The organism is Spirosoma migulaei, assembly GCF_054776855.1.
Genome location: NZ_BAAHBG010000037.1, coordinates 71,623 through 91,589 on the forward strand (window position 1 = coordinate 71,623; position 19,967 = coordinate 91,589).

Here is a 19,967-nt window from a genome sequence, read left to right on the forward strand (position 1 = left end):
TAGGACAGATGGCTAGCCCCAAAATAGGCTCATTTTCAACCAAAACAATAATAAATGGCTACCAACCAAAATTTCGTGGACTTCGTTTTAGAACAAATTAAAAATGCAGGGGAAATAACCGCTAAGAAGATGTTTGGCGAATATGGTATCTATGCTGACGACAAACTTTTCGGACTAATATGCGACAACAAATTATTCATAAAGCCAACAAATTCTGGACGAGAATTTATCGGAAATGTTGTGGAGGAACCACCCTACGAAGGAGCGAAACCAAGTTTCTTGATAGACGATAAAATTGAAGACAGCGAGTGGCTAAGTGAATTGGTCAGACTATCAGTAAAGGAATTACCAGCACCTAAACCGAAGAAGAAAAAATAAAACCCGAAATCAAATGGGATACAGCTCACATCAATTTGGCAAAAGTGTGGCAGATAGTTGTAAACTCAACTTTTGTCATTCTATTGGGTATTTGTGCAAAAGTTAAGCTATCGTTTTTCAAATGCCTTACCAGTGCCAATACGTAGCCGTTGGGAGTGCAGAGATTTTAATGCTCCGTGTGGGTGGCTTTCGGGCGACAGGCAGCAGGCTGCGAGGTCAGTCCAAGTAGGCTGCTACTAACAGAGTTGGACACTTAGTAAAAAATTAGCTTGGTATCTTAACGAGTATATTCTTAGAAAAGACTCTCTCCTGAGACGAAGGCGGTTCAAAGACGGGCATTCATGTGAACGGTTTTGGCCGCAGCTGCCGAAGAGGTTACTATATTTCTAAACAACAGCTGACGTCCGTATGGATCAGCCTTTATCCATTGGTTGAGATACTGAAACGATTGTGATGTACTAGTTCCAACTTTTGTTGATTTTGTAAACATCGATCAAGCTATAGCAACGACAAACACGAAATCAAGAGCAAAACGTTTTGACCAGACTGCTGTTTAAGCTCACGCACGGCCTCCACAAGATCACCGGTCAGCAAACGGGCATTCCACTCAGTTTGTTGCAAGCTGCGAGACGCCACATACTTGGGTAAGCCGTTGATCCGCTCAGCAAACCCATCCGTATCCCGCACGGTGGGCCAAGCCGCAGCCATGCCCTGATACGTCACGCGACCCAGTAACAAGCCATCGCTGGCAAAGAGTTGATCACGTTGAAACGCGCCCACTTCTTCATTAAAATAGGGGGCCGTCCAGGCTGGATTTTCCATAATCCCATCCAAGGATACATACTCAACGGCAATTAACGATCTCATACCAAATGAATTAGTAAGTTAGTTTTTCAAAACAAGCCGCAACGATTTATCGCTCAGATATAGCGAAGCCACTTCTGCTCTTTATGCCGCTCCTTATAGGCTCCATACCATTTGCAAAGCGGGTACATCGACAGGACGATGAAGACCCAAATGGCATAAATAGCCCATAAGCCCACGCCACTGCCCGTTTTTGGTCGGCCGAAGTTTGAACCGAATAGCAGATCAGACCGGTGGAATCCTTGCAGGAAAACCATGACAAAAACGAGCGGGTGGATCAAATACCAATGCACTAGGAAATAGAACAGCGGGGTTTTTCCATACACACGCACCCGATCCGTCCAGTTGTTTTTCAAACCTTGTAGCCCCGAAAGAATGAGAAACATGATTCCCAGAAAAAGAAGACAGAACTGCAGCGAGGGGGGATATTTTGTCACATTAACGAACGAGAGAACCGTGTAGAGTCCATTCGTTTGGGCAGACCAGTTCAGTGGCTCTCCATATAGGTTAGCGATTCGTAAAACAGTAAATATCCCTAGCGATAGTAAGCCTATCTTTAAAAAGACTTTTCGTTGGACCTTTTCGGGTGAGGCAAAATAAGGGCCCACCCCGTAACCAAGAAGCATAATGCCCAGCCAGGGAACCGGTGGGTAGGCGACAAAAAACAGTTTCCCGGTGCCATATGGAAAAGCCATGGGGGAGAAAAGGGCCATCAGCACTTTTGCCAGTACGTTGTCTGGAACCGGCAGGAACGAAACCAACCCATGAAGCGCGATGATTATCCCGCCCATAAACCCAATCGTCCGGGAAGGTAATGCCAATAACTGACTGAGGACAAGGAACCCAACCCCAATGGCGGCAATCACCTCAGCGATCAGGAAATCAAAATGGGGGTCGAACCACATACCGAAATTGACCACGCTGAACTCTACTACAATCAGCCACATACCCCTTGTCAGCAGGAAGCGCCGGGTAGGGGCCAGATCATTTCTACTGTTCATGGACAGAAAAGCCGAGGTGCCGGACAGAAAGACGAATGTCGGCGCACATAAATACGTGACCCATCGGGTCAAAAATAAGGCCGGTGTGGTGGTGGTCAAGTCCGTCGGGGACTGCGTTAACGAGGTGGTATGCAACAGGTCCCGAACGTGGTCCAGGGCCATAATGATCATCACCAGACCTCGCATCACATCAATACTGTTATTTCGTTTCATATTTCCTGGTAGTTGAGTAATACTCTGTTGAGCGTTATCGCCAACGCTCGATGTCTTCGACCCATTTCTGTTGCTTCATGGTGAGGCTGATCAGCAAGGCCACCCCGCTGTAGGCTAGCGCGTCGAACGCACTGGCCAGCATATTGCCCCGGTTGGCGACCGGGTTCGACCAGGCACCGGGGACGTGAACCAGCCAGAACCACAGAAAGATCATCAGCGAGAGTAATAGAGCGATAATCCGGATTCGTAGCCCTAGGATAATGGCGATGCCGGAAGCTGTTAAGGCGACTCCCGTCAGATTGACCCAAAACAGGGGGTTGGCCATCCAGTCGGGAACGGTACCTACCAGAAACTCTGCATAAATAAGGTGGGAGATCCCATAGCTGGTCATGGTATAGAGAAAAAACAAATTGCCATAGGGCATGATATGCTCTAACACCGCCAGGGTACCGGTTCGGGGCGTCTCAAACGAGTAGGCGACCACAAAGGCACCCCCAGCTAGGGCTAGCTCCTTCAAAGGAGTCGTCCACAAGCCTAAGTGATAGAGTTTATTGGGTTCGGAGATGAGCTCATAGGTCAGATGGGTGCCCAGGAAGAGCGATAGCCAGACAGCCCCCAGCAGGAGAGACGCTTTTTTGCCGGCACCCGGTACAAACAGTAAAGCACCGGTGATAATCAGATAAAGTCCGAAGAGCCAAGCGAAACCCGTCAGGAACGGAAGGTGGTGCTGATAAGCCGAAAAAAATACATCCCGGAAACTGCCAAAATAAACCTGTTGACAGCCATACACAACAAGGGCGGCTGAATAGAAGGCCCGGCCGATTCGTATTAGTAGTTTCATGATGATGGGGGTGCTACCTGATGTACGCTCAAAAGTAGCCACCAGTCACGACGCCCAGGATTATTGTCTGTACACAACCCAATTTATCGGTATACGCCGTTTACCGATAAATTAGGTCGTTGATCGAAAAACGGGTATCTCAGCAACTCCCAGACCGGCAAAACGCTTACCTTAGTCCAGAATGGCCGGATCATGAAAATCACCAGAGAAGTCCTGTTTAATGCCGTTTTTTGGAGCCTATATTTTCTCTATCAGTGGCTGGGTCTGGCCTCGCTGTATGGGGATTACCAAGGCTACCTGATCAACGCCTGTATGGCCCTGCCGGTCGCCTTTCTGTTTTCCTGGCTAACGGTTCATGTCTTAATCAAGAAGCGCTTGGCGGAAAGCGGTTGGGCCATCGATTGGGCGTATTTGATTCTTCTCTCACTATTTTTGCTCCTCCTCAGGCGCTACATCAATTATTACCTTATTTATCCGACGTACTTTCCGCTGGCCCAGCATATGGCGTTGCTCTCGTTCGGCAAAATGCTGGTCGATTTGGTGAATCTCTACACGATAACCGGTTTATATGCTTTGTATTATTTGATCCGATCCTGGTATGAGGAACGATTTCGGGTCCACCAATTGGAGCAGCAGAAAACAACGGCCGAGCTGGACCAGTTGAAAGCGCAGGTTCAGCCTCATTTTGTGTTCAATACGTTAAATAATATCTATTCGACAGCCTTGACCAGCAGTCCCCAGACGGCCTCGCTGATTGCGCATCTGTCGGGTTTTCTGGCCTACAATTTGTACGAATCCACTCAGGCGATGGTGCCCCTGGAAACGGAGCTTGCTTATATCGACCATTATATCGAACTGCAAAAAAACCGGTACGGGCCCAAACTGGACGTAGCCATTAATCGGTATCATTCTATCGATGATCTCAAGATCGCTCCGTTGCTCTTGTTGCCCCTGGTGGAGAATAGCTTTACACATGGCGTGGCCAGCTCGATCGGATTCAGCTGGATTCGGATCGATATCTCTAGAGGGCCCGGCCAGTTTTCGGTGAAGATCGCCAACAGTAAGGATGAACAAAGCCCAATCCCGGCAGGAGCTTCCAGGGGGATTGGCCTATCGAACGTAAAGAAAAGATTGGCATTACTCTATCCGGATGCGCATGAGCTAAGCATTATTGATGAGCCTCATTCTTTCCTGATTCGTCTGACCATTAAATCATTGAACCATGCCTTCCTGCCTACTCGTGGATGATGAAGCCCCGGCCAGGGATTTACTCATCCAGCATCTGTCAACCCTGAACGGGTTTACCGTCATAGCCTCCCTGGACAATGCGGTCGATGCGTTCACGTTCTTACAGACCAACCCGGTTGACCTGGTTTTCCTGGATATTCAAATGCCCAGGATGTCAGGCCTTGAGTTGATCCAATGCATAAAGATCCGCCCCAAGATCATTCTCACAACGGCCTACCGGGAGTACGCGGCCACGGCCTTTGACCTGGATGTGCTGGATTACTTAGTGAAACCCATCACCCAGGAGCGATTCATGCGAGCCGTTTCCAAGTACCTACAGTCACAAGACAGTTCGGCATTACCCACCCCAGTTACCAGCCGCTATGAGGAGAGTTATATGTTTTTTAAGGTTGGAAGGGATCAAACCAAAATTTTCCTCAAAGACATTCTTTTTATTGAGGGGTTGGCGGACTATATCAAAGTGAACACCAGAGAAAAATCCTACGTAGTGTCCGAAAAGCTAGGGTATATGGAGGCCAAACTGCCTGACGATAAGTTTATTCGGGTGCACAAATCATTTATTATTGCCTGGGATAAACTCGTCAGCTACAACACTGATCAGGTTACGCTGGCTACTGCAACACTTCCGCTAGGCCGCTTGTATAAAGGTGCCTTTTTGCGAAAGATCCAGACCGGAAACCTAATCTTGCCAGCCTTTAAGCCCCACGTTTAGTAGCGTTTGTCCGCTAAACAGGGAGACTCGGTGTAGTGCCGGAACGCCCTTTAGAGTTGAGAGTTGGTAAGAAACCAAAGATATGTGGGGCTGACGGTTTGTGCCGTGCAATTCACCTGATACTTGATTTCTTTCAAAAACAGATTGCGACCACGGGCTTTGTATCAATCTCAAAATACGCTGCAATTATTGGCCGTCCAATCTTTAGTATCTTTTCCGCTTGATCCGTTTCTTCCGAATCTCGATGGATAAGTCTACCAAATAGATGACAACAGCCCCTATACCTTTCTAAAACCAGTCTGTTTTTCACTCCAACTTGGGGAATTTATCCTATCATTGACCCGTCCCAGCCAGGGCACTGTTTGACTACAAAAAAGACTGAATACCCATTAGTTAGGCGACAGAAACGCATCCCGCTGGTGAGCTGACTAAAATAAGCAGTTTATATACCCTTCATTAAAATAGATACCGGCTTAGCATCCACTCAGGCGGTATCTATTTCGATGAAGACGGTATTCATCTAATGAATACCGTAGTGATGGGTGTTGATCGAGTAACTCACGCTCAAAGCGGTTCAGCCCTAGCTAGGAATCCCTTATTTGGGGCTGGCTGGTGGAAGCATGTACCTCGATGGGCTTCCTAACCCGTTTTGTCAATTCAAGTTGAAAAATATCAGCCCGTTGCCTGTTCGCCCACAATTACACGCTTTCATCATGGCCCACCATCAACCAAAGTGGGGTAAGCAGATACGCACCTGCTCACCAGAACCGTTTGGTGTGCAGGACCAGTGGGTCGACACGGTCTCAGTTCATTGAAATAGATTACTGATTTTCTGGCTTCAGCCTGGAGGTTCCCGTACTTCGTTCTTTCTGTTAGCTGTTCCTTCTTAGCTATTCAAACCTGCATGGCTATGTATCTCATAGCCTCATCCTCAACTATCACTATATCTCTAGTACTTGACAGTTAAAGAGGCTTACTTAAGGGTAACTTCAGATTGTAATGTTTTGATACAAATTCATCCCAAATCTTGCTGATCCGTTTTTGGAACATTTTCGCCAAAATACAATACTCCATTAGTTTTTGATACCGCCTGTATCACAGGCGGGACTTCTGGCTGGGAGGGCTACAATTGGGAAGTCATATTTAGGCGGAGTGAGAAGAAGCAGAGCTGAAATAGAGTCCGATCAACTCAGGAGGTGAAGTCTCTGAATACCTCATTTTATGGCTTTAGGAATATTGGGCTGGCTTTTTATGACCCAGCGCAAAAAATTCGTTTTCAGACTTACGAGCCAACGCGCTAGTTTGGCTGAAAAAATGGCTGATTTGGATGTGTAGTGGCTTTTCATTCTCTTTTGTAAATAGGGTCTAAATGAAAAATTTAGGATACTTAATCGGAATTAGGTATCGAGTTAAGTGAGCTGCCGATTGTGGGTTGTTGAACCTGAGTTGTGGTCAAGCGTGCAGGAATAGGTTTTTTTTGGTCATTCCATGCTTGCAGGGAAGCATCCAGCTTAATTTTCAAGCGAGTTAGTCATCCTTGATGATTTTTGGACTCAGAGCTATCCAGCTGGCTTTGGCAGCGAAGTGCAATATTGTCAAATGGGCTACTAGGCAGCGATCTGAATCACTTGACTCGAATTATGAAATCTTAATTATAATCTATTTAAACTGCGATTTTGTGTTGCTATAACCAGTCATTTTACCTGTATTAGCTAAAATTGGCCCTTGGTGGTAGACAAACCAAATTTATTGAGATCGGCTTCGATTTGCTCATAATTACTTGCTATCTGACTCATTAAACTTATCCTCAAGGAAGCCCGTCAATTTTTCTCATTCGAAGCCACTCATTGAACATTACCCGCTACACCCTTCCTCCTGAGTCTCAGCCGTTAGGTTTGCCCAATTCCACTCTCTGAGGGGCGTTTCCGAATTGTACCACCCGGCGACCTGGCTAAACCCTCAAGATGGAAATGGGCATGTGTTGGGGAATTTCTAAAAGCCGTGTCAACTCTGTATCGGCTGCACTATCGCCGAGATCAGTCAAGTTCAATATATCTACTTGATATTTTTCCTGGTCGGCTAATAACCCAATCCGATGGATTTAGAAGCAGGGTTGAACTCTCTAAAATGTATTGCAAGTTGTATTGGAACTACAATAAAAAAACCACCTAACATGGTTGTTAAGTGGTTGATTATCAACGTGGGCCAGGTAGGGCTCGAACCTACGACTTACTGATTATGAGTCAGGCACTCTAACCAACTGAGTTACAAGCCCGTTGCTGATTGATTTCTCAGATTCAGCGATGCAAATTTACGGATTTTTTTGACAGAATGGCAGAATTGACCGGATTTTTGGTCTATTATCTCATCAATTCGTACCCATAATCCGGCTGTAATCCTATCTGAACTATCTTTGCTTGATGGCAACGCCGAACAAGAAGAAGATCCTGAATGACCCTGTTTATGGGTTTATTACCATACCAACTGAGTTGCTCTTCGATTTAGTCGAGCATCCCTACTTTCAGCGACTCCGTCGGATTAAGCAACTGGGTTTGTCGGAATACGTCTATCCAGGGGCGTTGCATACACGCTTTCACCATGCGCTGGGTGCTATGCACCTGATGGGGCAGGCAATGAGTACCCTCCAAAGCAAGGGTCATGCAATTACCAGCGAGGAATGCGAAGCGGCACAGATTGCTATTCTGTTGCATGACGTTGGGCATGGGCCATTTTCGCATGTACTGGAATGCTGTTTACTGGATAACGTGCCACACGAACAGATATCGTTGATGCTCATGCACGACCTTAATCGGCAATTTGGAGGAGCATTGTCGCTGGCTATCCAAATGTTTGAGGGAACGTACAAAAGGCCGTTTTTCCATCAGCTCATTTCGAGCCAGTTAGATATGGATCGGATGGATTACCTCAACCGCGACGGGTACTATACGGGGGTAGCGGAAGGGGCCATTGGAGCCGAACGTATTATTAAAATGCTGGATCTGGTCGACGATCAGTTAGTTGTGGAGGCTAAAGGCATTTTGAGTGTTGAGAATTTCCTGAACGCCAGACGACTGATGTACTGGCAGGTTTATTTGCACAAGACTTCAATTTGCTGCGAGTCGATGCTGATTCAGATTTTGCGACGGGCACGCTTTCTAAGCCGTCAGGCGAGTGGCGAGCCAGTCTTTGCTTCCGATGCGTTCCGGATGTTTCTATGCGAGAGTATATCACTAACTGATTTTCAGACAAACCATATTTATCTTGATGCCTTCACCAAATTAGATGATTTCGACATTTGGACCTGTATTAAGGAGGGTGCTTCGCACTCGGACCCGGTGCTGTCCATGCTTTGCCAGATGTTACTTGATCGGAAGTTATTTAAAATCATGCTGTCGACGGAGCCGTTCGCGGGTGAGTTGTTAACCCAGCTCGAAAGTCAATTGCGACAGACAGGAATGCCCGATGACTGGCTTTCGTATTTTCTGGTGGAAGGCCAGGCAACAAATGCGGCTTACCTCCCCTCAGGCGATCGTATTGCTATTAAATTAAAATCAGGGAAAGTGATTGACATTGCCGATGCATCGGATCTGTCAAATATCCAGGTACTCACCAATATTGTTCGTCGATATTACGTTTGCTGGGCAAGGAATTTGGTTTTTAGTAAAGGAGTAAAGTAGGTGGAGTGAGTGAAGTAAGTGAAATGGGTGGAGTATATTAAGGGAGTAGCGTACATATTCTGGGGTTGACTCACTCAACCAGCTCCACTCACTCCACTTATTTCACCAACTCCATTCGCTCTACCTACTTCACTTGCAGAACAAATTGCGGAAAAGTGCAATTTGTTAGCTACCTTAGCGGCCTTATTTCCCGCTAATAATGGGTGTTTTGCGACGGCAGTCATAAAATATATGAAGTTTACAGTTAAGCAGATCGCTACACTGCTTGGGGGCGAAGTTGCCGGAAACGATGCGCTGACAATCACCGGATTAGCTAAAATTGAAGAGGGAAAGCCAGGCGATATATCGTTTCTGTCTAACCTCAAATATGAATCACATCTGTACACCACTCAGGTATCAGCTGTGATTGTTGATCGGTCGTTTGAGCCTAAAAAGCCGGTTTCGCCTGCGTTGATATTTGTAGAAAACTCCTACTCCGCTTTTACGCAACTGCTGGAAGAATACCACAAGCAACTAATTTTTGCCCGAGTTGGTATTGAACAACCATCGTATATCGGCGACGGTAGTCAGGTGGGGGAGCAGATCTATCGGGGTGCGTTTTCCTATATTGGGCGTAACTGCCAGATTGGAGAGAGTGTAAAAATATACCCTCACGCTTACATTGGCAACAATGTTCGTATTGGTGATAATACCATTATTCATCCGGGCGTGCGGATTCTGGATAACTGTATTATCGGCCAATACTGTGTTATCCACCCTAATGCGGTGATCGGTAGCGAAGGGTTTGGGTTTGCTCCACAGCCAGACGGTACCTACAAAACAATTCCGCAGTTGGGTAATGTTATTCTGGAAGATTATGTAAACATTGGCTCTGGAACTACAGTGGATTGTGCCACTATGGGTTCAACGATTATCCGGCGAGGAGCTAAATTGGATAATCTGATCCAGATTGGTCATAATGTTGAGATTGGTAAAAACACCGTTATTGCTGCTCAAACGGGCATATCAGGCTCTACCAAACTGGGTGATAATTGTGTTATTGCCGGTCAGGTTGGATTTGCCGGTCACCTCAGCATTGCCAATGGTACAAAAGTTGGCGCGCAGTCGGGAGTAGGGAAAAGTATTGACGAGGAGGGTACAGCCATTAATAGTTCGCCCGCTTTTGGTTTGAAAGAAAGTATGCGGTCATTGGCTGTGTTTCGGCGTTTACCAGAGCTGGATCAACGGATAACAAAGTTGGAGAAGAAAAATGAGAAGAGTCAATAAGTTAATAAGTCGGTAACGGGGCCGCCCGTGCGGTCAGTAGGTGCTTACGCAAAACCAACTCTCTTACGTAAGCACTTACCAACTTATTGACTTACTAACTTACTGACTTACTGAACTATGAATACCAAACAACAGACCATTCAGAAAGCCATTTCGGTATCGGGGGTAGGTCTCCATACGGGCGTTCAGGCAACGATGACGTTTTTGCCAGCGCCAACGAATCACGGATATAAATTCCAGCGAGTCGACCTGCCGGGGCAACCCATTGTGGATGCCGATGTAGACAACGTTGTGGATCTCTCCCGGGGAACAACTATTGAGCAAAGTGGTGCCCGGATTCATACGGTTGAACACACACTGGCCGCACTGGTTGGTTTGCAGTTAGACAACGTCCTGATTCAGTTAGATGGCCCTGAGCCTCCAATTATGGATGGTTCATCCATTCAGTTTATCGATGCCCTGCGCGATGCCGGTATTGAGGAGCAGAATGCCACCCGGAATTACTTCGAGGTGAGTGAATACGTTCACTATCGCCTTCCTGAAAAAGATATCGAACTGGCTGCGTTGCCCTTGAACGATTACCGGATAACGGTGATGGTTGACTACAACTCGCGGGTTATTAGTAGTCAACACGCATATCTGAACGACATTAGTCAGTTTCCTGAACAGATCGCTAACTGTCGGACGTTCGTATTTCTGCATGAGCTGGAAGCGCTGTATAAGCAGAACCTCATTAAAGGGGGAGACCTTACCAATGCTATCGTTATTGTAGATCGCGATGTGCAGGATGGAGAGCTGGATTATCTGGCCGATTTGCTTCACAAGCCCAAGGTGAGTGTGAACAAACAAGAGGGTATTCTGAACAATATCAAGCTGCATTACCCAAATGAGATGGCCCGCCATAAACTGCTCGACGTAGTAGGTGATCTGGCGTTGATTGGTCGGCCTATCAAGGCGCAAATCCTGGCTGCCCGGCCTGGGCATGCGGCTAACGTAGCCTTTGCCAAAAAGATTAAGAAACTCATTCAAAAAAATGCGGCCAATCAGGTGCCGCAGTACGACCCGATGCAACCACCGGTACTGGATATAAATCGGATCTCGCAGTTACTGCCTCACCGCTATCCGTTTCAAATGATTGATAAAATCATTGCCCTGGACGAAAATAGCGTGGTGGGTATCAAGAATGTGACCATGAATGAGCCGTTTTTTCCGGGGCATTTCCCTGGCAATCCGGTTATGCCAGGTGTCATGCAGCTTGAAGCTATGGCACAAACGGGTGGAATTCTGGTACTTAGTACCGTGCCCGACCCTGAAAACTATTGGCCATTTTTGGTAGGCATTGAGAATTGCCGATTCCGGCGCAACGTTTTGCCTGGCGATACCGTAATATTTAGATGTGAGTTTACCTCTCCTATGAAGCGCGGTATTGTTAAAATGCAGGGCCGCGGCTACGTTGCGAACCAACTGGTATGCGAAGCTGATATGATTGCCAGTCTGGTTAAAAAGAAATAGTCACTAATGGGCATTTCTGTCATTCAGTTGCCATTCATCGTAGCAATAAATGACTATTAATGACTACTAATGACCATCAATGACGAAATTATAATGATTCAACCATTAGCCTATATTCACCCTGAAGCGAAAATTGCGCAGAATGTGGTGATCGAACCGTTTGCCATTATTCACAAAGACGTTGAGATTGCCGAAGGGTCATGGATTGGTTCGCATGCGGTTATTAATGAGGGTGCCCGCATTGGCCGAAACTGTAAGATTTATCCGGGTGCCGTTATTTCATCGACTCCGCAGGATTTAAAATTCAATAACGAATATACCCGGACGTATATCGGCGATAATACGACGATTCGTGAATATGCGACCATCAGCCGAGGTACGGAAGAACATTGGAAAACCGAAATCGGGTCGAACTGCCTGATTATGGCCTACGCCCACGTGGCCCACGATTGCCGAATCGGTAATCATTGCATCATTACCAACAATGTGCAAATGGCTGGTCACGTTCACATGGGTAACTGGGCTATTATTGGTGGATCAAGTTCGGTGCTTCAGTTCACGCGTATCGGTGCTCATGTCATGATTTCCGGTGGTTCATTAGTGCGTAAAGATGTGCCCCCCTTTACAAAAGCCGCCCGCGAACCTCTTTCCTATACGGGTATTAACTCGATTGGATTACGTCGGCGGGGATACGATAACGATAAGATCAATCAGATTCAGGAGATCTACCGCTATATCTACATGCGCGGTTTGAACAATGCCGATGCCCTAACACAAATTGAACTGGAATTACCACCGTCCGATGAACGGGACGAAATTGTCAATTTCATTCGCTCGTCGGAGCGTGGTATTATGAAAGGTCCGACTTCTCACGGAGAGCGGGAATAAAGGTGATGAAGGTTAATGGATAATGCATAATGGCTAATGAACAATGCCTACCTCGTGTAACATTATTCATTGGCCATTGTGCATTATCCATTAATAGTTATCCATTTATGAACATAGTTGCTGAGCAGTTAGGCAAGAAATATCGGAAGGAGTGGATTTTTCGGCGCGTTGAGCTGACCCTCACTGCCGGAACGAGTTATACGTTCGTAGGGCCGAATGGGAGCGGCAAGTCTACGCTCCTGCAACTACTGGCTGGGAGTTTACCTATTACAGAAGGCAAATTAACCTATCAACAACAGGGCGTTACTGTTGACCCCGATAACTGGTTCCGTCAGATCAGTATAGCCGCTCCGTACCTGGAACTGGTTGAGGAGTTAACGTTAGACGAATTGCTCACGTTTCACCAAACTTTTAAGCCATTTAAAGCGGGGTTAACGGCTAGCCTGATTGCCGATCAGCTTCTATTGGCCCACGCCCGGCACAAAGAAATCAAGTACTTTTCGTCGGGAATGAAGCAACGGGTTAAACTCGGTCTGGCGTTTTTCTCTGATTCTCCCATTGTCATCCTCGATGAACCTACATCCAATCTCGACCGACAAGGAACGGACTGGTATCAGGAGCAAATACAACAACTGATCAGTCCCTCTAATCAATCTCCCCAACTGCTGCTCATCGGCTCCAACCAACCCGAAGAATACGATTTCTGTTCCAACGTGATTGACATCACGCAATGGAAATGAACCAGCAATTATCCTTCTGCCCGCAATACGTCTAATGGCGGTCTTGTCAGCACTTCACGACTGTTGAATACGCCAATTAGAACGGTCAATGCGGTAACCACAAGTAGAACAACGAGCAAGGGGATGGCGTCTGGTCGATAGGGAACTTCGAACACAAATTGGGCTAATGTCCAAGTGCCAACAATTGACAGTAAAATACCCGACAAGGCTGATAATAGACCCAGCAAGCCATATTCGACAACGGTAATGCTCAAAATCTGCTCCCGGCTGGCCCCCAATGTTCGGAGTAGAACGCTTTCGCGCAGGCGCTGGTATTTACTGATAACAACCGAACTGGCCAGTACTAACAGGCCCGTCAGGATACTGAATAGGGCCATAAACTGGATCACAAACGAAATTTGCGCCAGGATTTCATCAACCGTTTTCAGGATCAAGCCAAGGTCGATTGCCGATACGTTTGGAAACCGACTGACCAGACCCCGCTGAAGTACAGCCGAAGTTTTGTTATCCGGTACCCGCGTCATCAGCACATGGAACTGCGGAGCCTGTTCTAACACCCCCGATGGAAAAACGACCAGAAAATTGGTCTGAACCCGGTTCCATTCCACCTCGCGCGTGCCGCCCACAATGGTTTGAATAGGGGCACCCTGGACATTAAAGTTGAGCGTGTCTCCGAGTTTGAGGTGCATCCGATCAAAGAAGTCTTTTTCCATGGATACGTAAACGTTGCCATCGGCCTGATATGGCGCTTTTCCGGATGTCAGCTTCTCCGAGGAAATTAGTGAATCACGGTAGGTAACCCGGTATTCACGGGTAAATGCCCACTTCGGCGTTTTTTGAGCGGTATCTTTCCGAATAACCTCGCCGGTTTTTCCATTGATGTCTGACAGGCGCATTGTTACAATGGGTGCTTCCTGTAAAATAGGCAGTTTTTGCCCGGTCACTAACGCACGTACGCCCTTAATTTGCTCATTCTGAATATCGAATAAGACCATATTAGGCTGCTTGCCACTCCCCGACAACTCAACCCGACCCAATAGTAAGCCCTGAGTGAGATAGAGGGTTGCAATCAGAAATGCCCCCAGACCTATAGAGGTTACCAAGATCAACGTTTGGTTATTAGGCCGATAGAGGTTCGCTAAACTCTGCCGCCATACGTAACTCCACGACGTTGGGAAGAACCGGCGCACCAGCCAGATAAGTCCCAAACCAAGGGCCGTCAGAATACCAAAGGCCACAGTCAGCCCGGCTGTAAAGCCAATGGCCAGCATTAGATTTCGCGTTTGTAAATAGGCAAACCCAACAATGAAACCGAGAACAAGTAAATAAACCAGCCATCGCAATGGGTCCCGACCACTTAGATCATCTTCGTAAGAGCTACGCAGTGTTCGTAACGGCGAAACATTCCGAATGGCTAACAAGGGCAACAACGAGAACAGGACAGAAATCAGCAGACCTGTGCCAATACCTCCCAGAATGGCCGGCCCCGATAAGGCTGTTTCGACCGTGATCGGGAGGAAATTGCCAAACACGCGAGGCAATACTAATTGGACCACAGACCCGACCAGAGCGCCAATCGTAGCACCAATCAAACCCATGAGGGCGGTTTGAAGTAAATAGATCAGGAATGCCTGCCGCCCACTGGCGCCGAGCGTGCGCAGGATGGCTACCGACGTTACTTTTTCTTTCACATACAACTGCACGGCGCTGGCTACACCTACACACCCGAGCAACAAGGCAACAAAGGCGACCAGACTCAGATATTTTGTGAGGTCGGCAAAAGAACGTCCGGTTTGTTTTTTGCGTCCGTCGACGGTATCGTAATTAACGCCTTCCTTATCCAGACGGGCCGAAATCGTTTTTATGAATTTCTCAACATCCGTTCCCGGCGTAAACTGGTAGTAGTATTTGTACGCCACCCGGCTGCCTCGCTGCAGCAGACCTGTATTAACCAGAAATTGGTTCGGAACAAAGACGGTGGGTGCTACCGTAGCAGCAATGGCGGCCTGCCCCGGTGTTTTGGTAACGCGTCCCGCAATCAGGAACGACAGGTTGCCTACTTTTATAGAGTCGCCGGGTTGAGCGCCTAGCTGTACCAAAAGTCCATCGTCAACTAAGGCAACGCGGCTGGCGGCTTGTCGGAAGGTTTGAATAGCGGACGTGGGTTGTACCTCCCAGGTTCCGTAATACGGAAAATTACCCTGCAATCCTTTCACCTGCGCCAGGCGGACACCCCCGGTTTTAGGGATGGATACCAGTGAGGCAAACGAAACCTCATAGGCTCGGTCGCGGCCGGTTGTTTTGAGTAACTGCTGTGTTTTAGGCGAAGGAGCACGCGACCACGAGAGAGTGAGGTCGGCTCCCAGAAGCTCGCGAGCCTGATCGTCTATGCTCCGAGCGAGGTTATCACCAAACGAATTTATAGCAACCAACGCTGCAATGCCGAGCACAATGGCCGACATAAACAGAAGTAGGCGTTGACGACTCCGGCGACTATCGCGCCAAGCCATTCGGAAGAGCCAGGACATGCTTAAAGAGTGAAAGAGTGAATGTGCGAAAGAGTGAAAAGCGAAATGGAGAGTAATCACTCTTTCACTCTTTCGCCCTTTCGCTCTTTGGTGTCTGAGATAACCGTACCACCCTTAATGCGAATAATGCGCTGGGTGCGGGCAGCTAATTCCATATCGTGGGTTACGAGAACGAGGGTAGTGCCCGCTTCTCGGTTGAGTTCAAAAAGCAGGTCCACAACCGTTGCGCTGGTATCAGCATCGAGGTTACCGGTTGGTTCATCGGCGAAGAGCAGTTTAGGGCGGTTAGCAAAAGCCCTCGCCAGCGAAACACGTTGCTGTTCACCCCCCGAAAGCTGGGTAGGGTAGTGGTGTCCGCGCTGACCTAATCCCACGCGCTCAAGCAGGGCCTGTGCAGCTTTAGCGGCTCCTTTTTCGCCCCGAAGCTCCAGTGGTACCATCACGTTTTCGAGTGCAGTAAGGGTAGGAAGCAACTGGAAGTTCTGGAAGATAAACCCAACATGCTGGTTTCGAATGGCCGCACGCTGATCTTCATTGAGTGTATCCAGCCGGATATCGTTCAGATAGACACTGCCCGACGAAGCCCGGTCTAAACCTGCACACAAGCCCAGCAGGGTAGTCTTGCCACTGCCCGATGGTCCCACAATGGAGAAGGTATCGCCCGGTTCCAGGGTGAAGTTCACGCTATGCAGCACGGTTAGGTCGCGGCCCCCGCTTGAATAGGTTTTGGTAAGATTTTCGACGCGCAGAATACTCATGGAAAAATCGTTTTAACGCAAAGACGCAAGAGAAGGCAAGGTTCACAAATTATTCTTAGCGTACTTTGCGTTTGCCTTTGCGCTCTTTGCGTTTAAGTTATCTAACCGATGCAAAACCAATGAAGTTCTGCCAGAATCGCCAAACGTTCTATTCTGTGATAAGCGGCCTATTGATGCTCCTAACGGTCTGGGGGTGTGGCTCATCCGATACGAAAACAAATTCATCCACTACCAATGCCCCGGCAACCCAACCGGATTCTAAATCAGCCACCGCATCTAAAAAACAAATCGTGCTGTTTTACGGCAATAGCCTGACGGCAGGCTACGGTGTGGAACCATCGCAGGCTTTTCCAGCCCTAGTAGGGCAGAAAATCGACTCCGCTGGACTGAACTATACCATTGTCAATGCGGGCCTGAGTGGCGAAACAACCGCTGGTGGAAAAAGCCGGATTAGCTGGGTCATGCGTCAGCCCATTGCGGTATTTGTGCTGGAATTGGGTGGCAATGATGGCCTTCGGGGACTTCCGCTGGCTGCTACCCGGCAAAATCTGCAAGCCATTATAGATACCGTTCGATTGAAAAGCCCGCAGGCTACTATCGTGCTGGCCGGTATGCAGATTCCACCCAATATGGGGACGTCCTACACCAAAGAGTTTCGGGGATTATTCAAGGAGTTAGCAGACAAAAACAGAGCTGTTCTGATTCCGTTCCTGCTCGAAAACGTGGGTGGTATCCCTAAACTAAACCAGCCTGACGGCATCCACCCAACCCCCGCCGGGCATAAAATCGTAGCCAATACCGTGTGGGAAGTGCTGAGGCCTATTCTGAAATGAGTTTAAACACAGAGACACGGGGAACACAGAGAAAAGCAAAAAGCTCTGTGTTCCCCGTGTCTCTGTGTTTAAACTCAAAATGGATAGCCTACCCCAATATTGAATACCAGATTCTCTTTTCGCCATTGCTTGCTGCCAAAGGCCATTTTATCCACAATCCACTCACTGCCGTCGGTCTTGTAAGGTTTACGTAAGGGGGTTGCCAGATCGAGCCGGATCAGGAAATAGGATAGGTCGATACGGATACCGACGCCGGTACCAATGGCAATCTGTTTCAGGAAGTCGCTCGAAAATTTGGCTTCCGGCCCAAACGTATCGACGTCTGAATACGACCAGACGTTACCCGCATCAACGAAGATAGCGCCCTCAATAAATTTATTGAATTTCGCTCGAATTTCGGTGTTGGCTTCAAGCTTAACGTCGCCACCACCATCCTGAAACAAAGGCACATTCCGAATCGTATCGCGGGTGAACAAACCGGGGCCAATGGCGCGCGGACGGAATGCCCGAATACTATTGCTACCCCCAACAAAATACTGCTTGGTAAATGGTAATGACCTGCCTTGCGAATTGCCATAGGTGAAGCCAACCCCAGCAAACAAGCGGTTAGCCCAAGTTATGCTGGGTGCCAGTCGCCGATAATACCGCATATCGGCATCAATCCGAAAATACTGCGCATACGGCACGCCAAAAATGCCATTCCGGTCATCTGTCTCCAAGGGTTTGCGGAAAATTAAGCTGGCTAGATTACCTGCGATTTCAGCATTACCCGTAAAGCGGAAGGTGTTAGGTGAATTCGACCGGGCTGGTGAATTGTAACTAAATGTGTACAGGCTACTCAGAATAAGCTGATCGGATTTAAAAACTGTATTGGTGTATTGTCTCTTAACAATATCAGCTACATCAGGATCTGTTAAAATTTCATAGACACGGTCAGTAACCTGGTTCAGTGGAACATACACGTAGTTGATATTGAATGGCTGAAAGACGTGTTCAACCTGCTGATTCTGTCGCCAGGCATACCCAAATGTTGTTTGCGCTGAATTGATTCGGTACAACCCGCCCCGCAGGATGGTTTGATAGCCGATCGTCGCGTTGGTTTTGGGCAATGCCTGCCGCTGGTCATATCGGAAGCGGAAGGGAGCTACCAGCCGTGGGAAACTTAAGGTCGCATCGGTCCCAAAGCGGTAATTCGTTACGCCTTCGCCGACATCGCCTACCTGAAATTCAATCCCGGCATTCGCATTAATGGTCAATAATTCCGCCCGTTTAAGGGCGTTGCGGTTGCGCCAGCTTACCACTACCTGCGTACCATTGAAGTTGTTGGAGCGAGAGGTGCCATCCAGCTCTACACGCATCGACTTTTCGGGATAAGGCGTCAGGTAGTAGCGTACATCCAGCACGGCGGAGTCGCCCTGTTGATCGGGTTCGAAGCGGTTACGAACAAACTTGAACGCGCCCACATTGATGAATCTGGAGAGCGTAAGATCCTGCATTCGGCTACTGTAGCGTTTACCCGGCAGTACCGTTACAATGTCGCGGAATAGTTTCGGATTGAACCGGCGTGTAGAATCGACAACCTGAAACTGATCTTCTGTTTCGTAGGCCTTTCGTTGATTCGTATCGTTTCGGGCCGTAGAGAGCGTGTAATTCGGGAAAATAAACACATTTCGAATCGAATACGGTATGCTGGCCGCATCGGGTATTTCGGGTTTAATGGCGAAAATGAGCTTCGTGCGGTGTGCCACCGAATCATTATCGGCCAGTACGGCTATGTAATCGGGCAGGAAGTAATAAAAGCCGCGCTGCTTGATGGATTGGCTAATGCGTTCCCGTTCTAATTTGATGTTATCGAACAGGTAAGGATCTCCTTTCTTGATAACTGTTCGTCGTAATGAAGCACGAAGTGCCTTACGGACGGGAGTTGAGTCGACCAGAAATGCTACGGAGTCAATATAAAAGCGGGGTTTTACGTCAACATCATAAACGCCCCTCGCTTTGTAGCCCTGTTCCTTTAGCTTCCCCGTTGCATCCGATCCGAAATAGCCAGAATTCTGTAACGTAGCCTTGAAAATAGGGATATTAGACGTGAGGGCTTTCGCACTGGCGAATACGGGTTCTTCGCCAAATTTCTTTCGAAACCAGGCCCGAAACCCATTCTTTTTGGGTTCGCCAAATAGATAGTATAAGCCAACTTTGTAGGGGTAACCAAAGAGCTGTTTAACTGGGCGAGGCCGACCTAATTCTGTTAGTTGCGTTTGTATTGATTTCTGATCGCTGGCCGAAATAGTTGAATCCGCATGGATAACTACGTCTGTACCCATGTACAAGCGTTCGTTAGCAGGCAGGTGTTTGGCAATGTTACAGGCGTTGAGTAAGCAGACGATCAGGCAGAGGGCAAGAGGCAGGGGGCGCGGAGCAAAGAGTAGAGTCGTTTTTCTGCCCTTTTGTAGCGAGGCAGAAGGCGAGGTAAGCAAAGAAAAATGGCTTTTTAACAAATTCTTCATA

15 protein-coding genes and 1 tRNA gene are annotated in these 19,967 nt (G+C 47.9%); 9 read left to right on the forward strand and 7 right to left on the reverse strand.

Going from position 1 to position 19,967, the window contains the following annotated elements; translation table 11 throughout:
• The first annotated feature begins 54 nt into the window (after positions 1 to 54).
• Positions 55 to 378 carry a TfoX/Sxy family protein gene (locus tag ACYVGO_RS33175; protein ID WP_460973035.1) on the forward strand — a complete coding sequence of 108 codons (324 nt, stop codon included), beginning with the start codon at positions 55 to 57 and terminating at the stop codon, positions 376 to 378.
• Positions 379 to 876: 498 nt separating this feature from the next.
• Here the strand turns inward: ACYVGO_RS33175 and ACYVGO_RS33180 are convergent, their stop codons facing one another.
• Genes ACYVGO_RS33180 through ACYVGO_RS33190 form a run of 3 tightly spaced genes read right to left on the reverse strand, consistent with a single transcriptional unit; the run spans position 877 to position 3,297 of the window.
• On the reverse strand, positions 877 to 1,245 hold the full coding sequence (locus ACYVGO_RS33180) for a dihydrofolate reductase family protein (RefSeq protein ID WP_460973036.1): 369 nt from the start codon (positions 1,243 to 1,245) through the stop codon (positions 877 to 879).
• Between the two features lie 53 nt (positions 1,246 to 1,298).
• Complete coding sequence (locus ACYVGO_RS33185) at positions 1,299 to 2,456, reverse strand: DUF1624 domain-containing protein (protein WP_460973037.1); 1,158 nt, start codon at positions 2,454 to 2,456, stop codon at positions 1,299 to 1,301.
• A 34-nt stretch (positions 2,457 to 2,490) separates the two neighbouring features.
• Positions 2,491 to 3,297, reverse strand: a complete 807-nt coding sequence (locus ACYVGO_RS33190; protein WP_460973038.1) for a hypothetical protein — start codon at positions 3,295 to 3,297, stop codon at positions 2,491 to 2,493.
• Positions 3,298 to 3,489: 192 nt separating this feature from the next.
• On the opposite strand from ACYVGO_RS33190, the gene ACYVGO_RS33195 reads away from it, so the two are divergent.
• Both ACYVGO_RS33195 and ACYVGO_RS33200 read left to right on the forward strand, forming a co-directional pair.
• Complete coding sequence (locus ACYVGO_RS33195; RefSeq protein ID WP_460973039.1) at positions 3,490 to 4,545, forward strand: sensor histidine kinase; 1,056 nt, start codon at positions 3,490 to 3,492, stop codon at positions 4,543 to 4,545.
• Complete coding sequence (locus ACYVGO_RS33200) at positions 4,520 to 5,257, forward strand: LytR/AlgR family response regulator transcription factor (RefSeq protein WP_460973040.1); 738 nt, start codon at positions 4,520 to 4,522, stop codon at positions 5,255 to 5,257. Before ACYVGO_RS33195 ends, ACYVGO_RS33200 begins: the two co-directional genes overlap by 26 nt.
• A 2,201-nt stretch (positions 5,258 to 7,458) precedes the next feature.
• Here the strand turns inward: ACYVGO_RS33200 and ACYVGO_RS33205 are convergent.
• Positions 7,459 to 7,532 (reverse strand) — tRNA-Ile (locus tag ACYVGO_RS33205).
• A 145-nt stretch (positions 7,533 to 7,677) separates the two neighbouring features.
• Here ACYVGO_RS33205 and ACYVGO_RS33210 point away from each other — a divergent pair.
• The 5 genes from ACYVGO_RS33210 to ACYVGO_RS33230 all read left to right on the forward strand — a co-directional run bounded on the left by ACYVGO_RS33210 (position 7,678) and on the right by ACYVGO_RS33230 (position 13,340).
• On the forward strand, positions 7,678 to 8,934 hold the full coding sequence (locus ACYVGO_RS33210) for an HD domain-containing protein (RefSeq protein WP_142770831.1): 1,257 nt from the start codon (positions 7,678 to 7,680) through the stop codon (positions 8,932 to 8,934).
• 231 nt (positions 8,935 to 9,165) lie between these two features.
• Positions 9,166 to 10,200, forward strand: coding sequence for a UDP-3-O-(3-hydroxymyristoyl)glucosamine N-acyltransferase (lpxD, locus tag ACYVGO_RS33215; RefSeq protein WP_460973041.1), 1,035 nt, complete (start codon positions 9,166 to 9,168; stop codon positions 10,198 to 10,200).
• A 117-nt stretch (positions 10,201 to 10,317) separates the two neighbouring features.
• Positions 10,318 to 11,712 (forward strand): bifunctional UDP-3-O-[3-hydroxymyristoyl] N-acetylglucosamine deacetylase/3-hydroxyacyl-ACP dehydratase, encoded by a 1,395-nt coding sequence (locus ACYVGO_RS33220; RefSeq protein WP_142770833.1) that lies wholly within the window; start codon positions 10,318 to 10,320, stop codon positions 11,710 to 11,712.
• Between the two features lie 93 nt (positions 11,713 to 11,805).
• On the forward strand, positions 11,806 to 12,600 hold the full coding sequence (gene lpxA / locus ACYVGO_RS33225) for an acyl-ACP--UDP-N-acetylglucosamine O-acyltransferase (RefSeq protein ID WP_142770834.1): 795 nt from the start codon (positions 11,806 to 11,808) through the stop codon (positions 12,598 to 12,600).
• 107 nt (positions 12,601 to 12,707) lie between these two features.
• The gene (locus ACYVGO_RS33230; RefSeq protein ID WP_460973042.1) at positions 12,708 to 13,340 is read left to right on the forward strand and encodes an ABC transporter ATP-binding protein; all 633 of its coding nucleotides are present in this window, start codon (positions 12,708 to 12,710) and stop codon (positions 13,338 to 13,340) included.
• A gap of 8 nt (positions 13,341 to 13,348) precedes the next feature.
• Here the strand turns inward: ACYVGO_RS33230 and ACYVGO_RS33235 are convergent, their stop codons facing one another.
• Complete coding sequence (locus ACYVGO_RS33235) at positions 13,349 to 15,850, reverse strand: ABC transporter permease (RefSeq protein ID WP_460973112.1); 2,502 nt, start codon at positions 15,848 to 15,850, stop codon at positions 13,349 to 13,351.
• 74 nt (positions 15,851 to 15,924) lie between these two features.
• Positions 15,925 to 16,626 carry an ABC transporter ATP-binding protein gene (locus ACYVGO_RS33240; protein WP_142770836.1) on the reverse strand — a complete coding sequence of 234 codons (702 nt, stop codon included), beginning with the start codon at positions 16,624 to 16,626 and terminating at the stop codon, positions 15,925 to 15,927.
• Positions 16,627 to 16,745: 119 nt separating this feature from the next.
• On the opposite strand from ACYVGO_RS33240, the gene ACYVGO_RS33245 reads away from it, so the two are divergent.
• Entirely contained in the window at positions 16,746 to 17,459 is a 714-nt protein-coding gene (locus ACYVGO_RS33245) for an arylesterase (RefSeq protein WP_460973043.1), read from the forward strand.
• A gap of 74 nt (positions 17,460 to 17,533) precedes the next feature.
• On the opposite strand, the gene tamL is transcribed toward ACYVGO_RS33245, so the two are convergent.
• Positions 17,534 to 19,966, reverse strand: a complete 2,433-nt coding sequence (tamL, locus tag ACYVGO_RS33250) for a translocation and assembly module lipoprotein TamL (RefSeq protein WP_460973044.1) — start codon at positions 19,964 to 19,966, stop codon at positions 17,534 to 17,536.
• Between the last annotated feature and the right edge of the window lies 1 nt (position 19,967).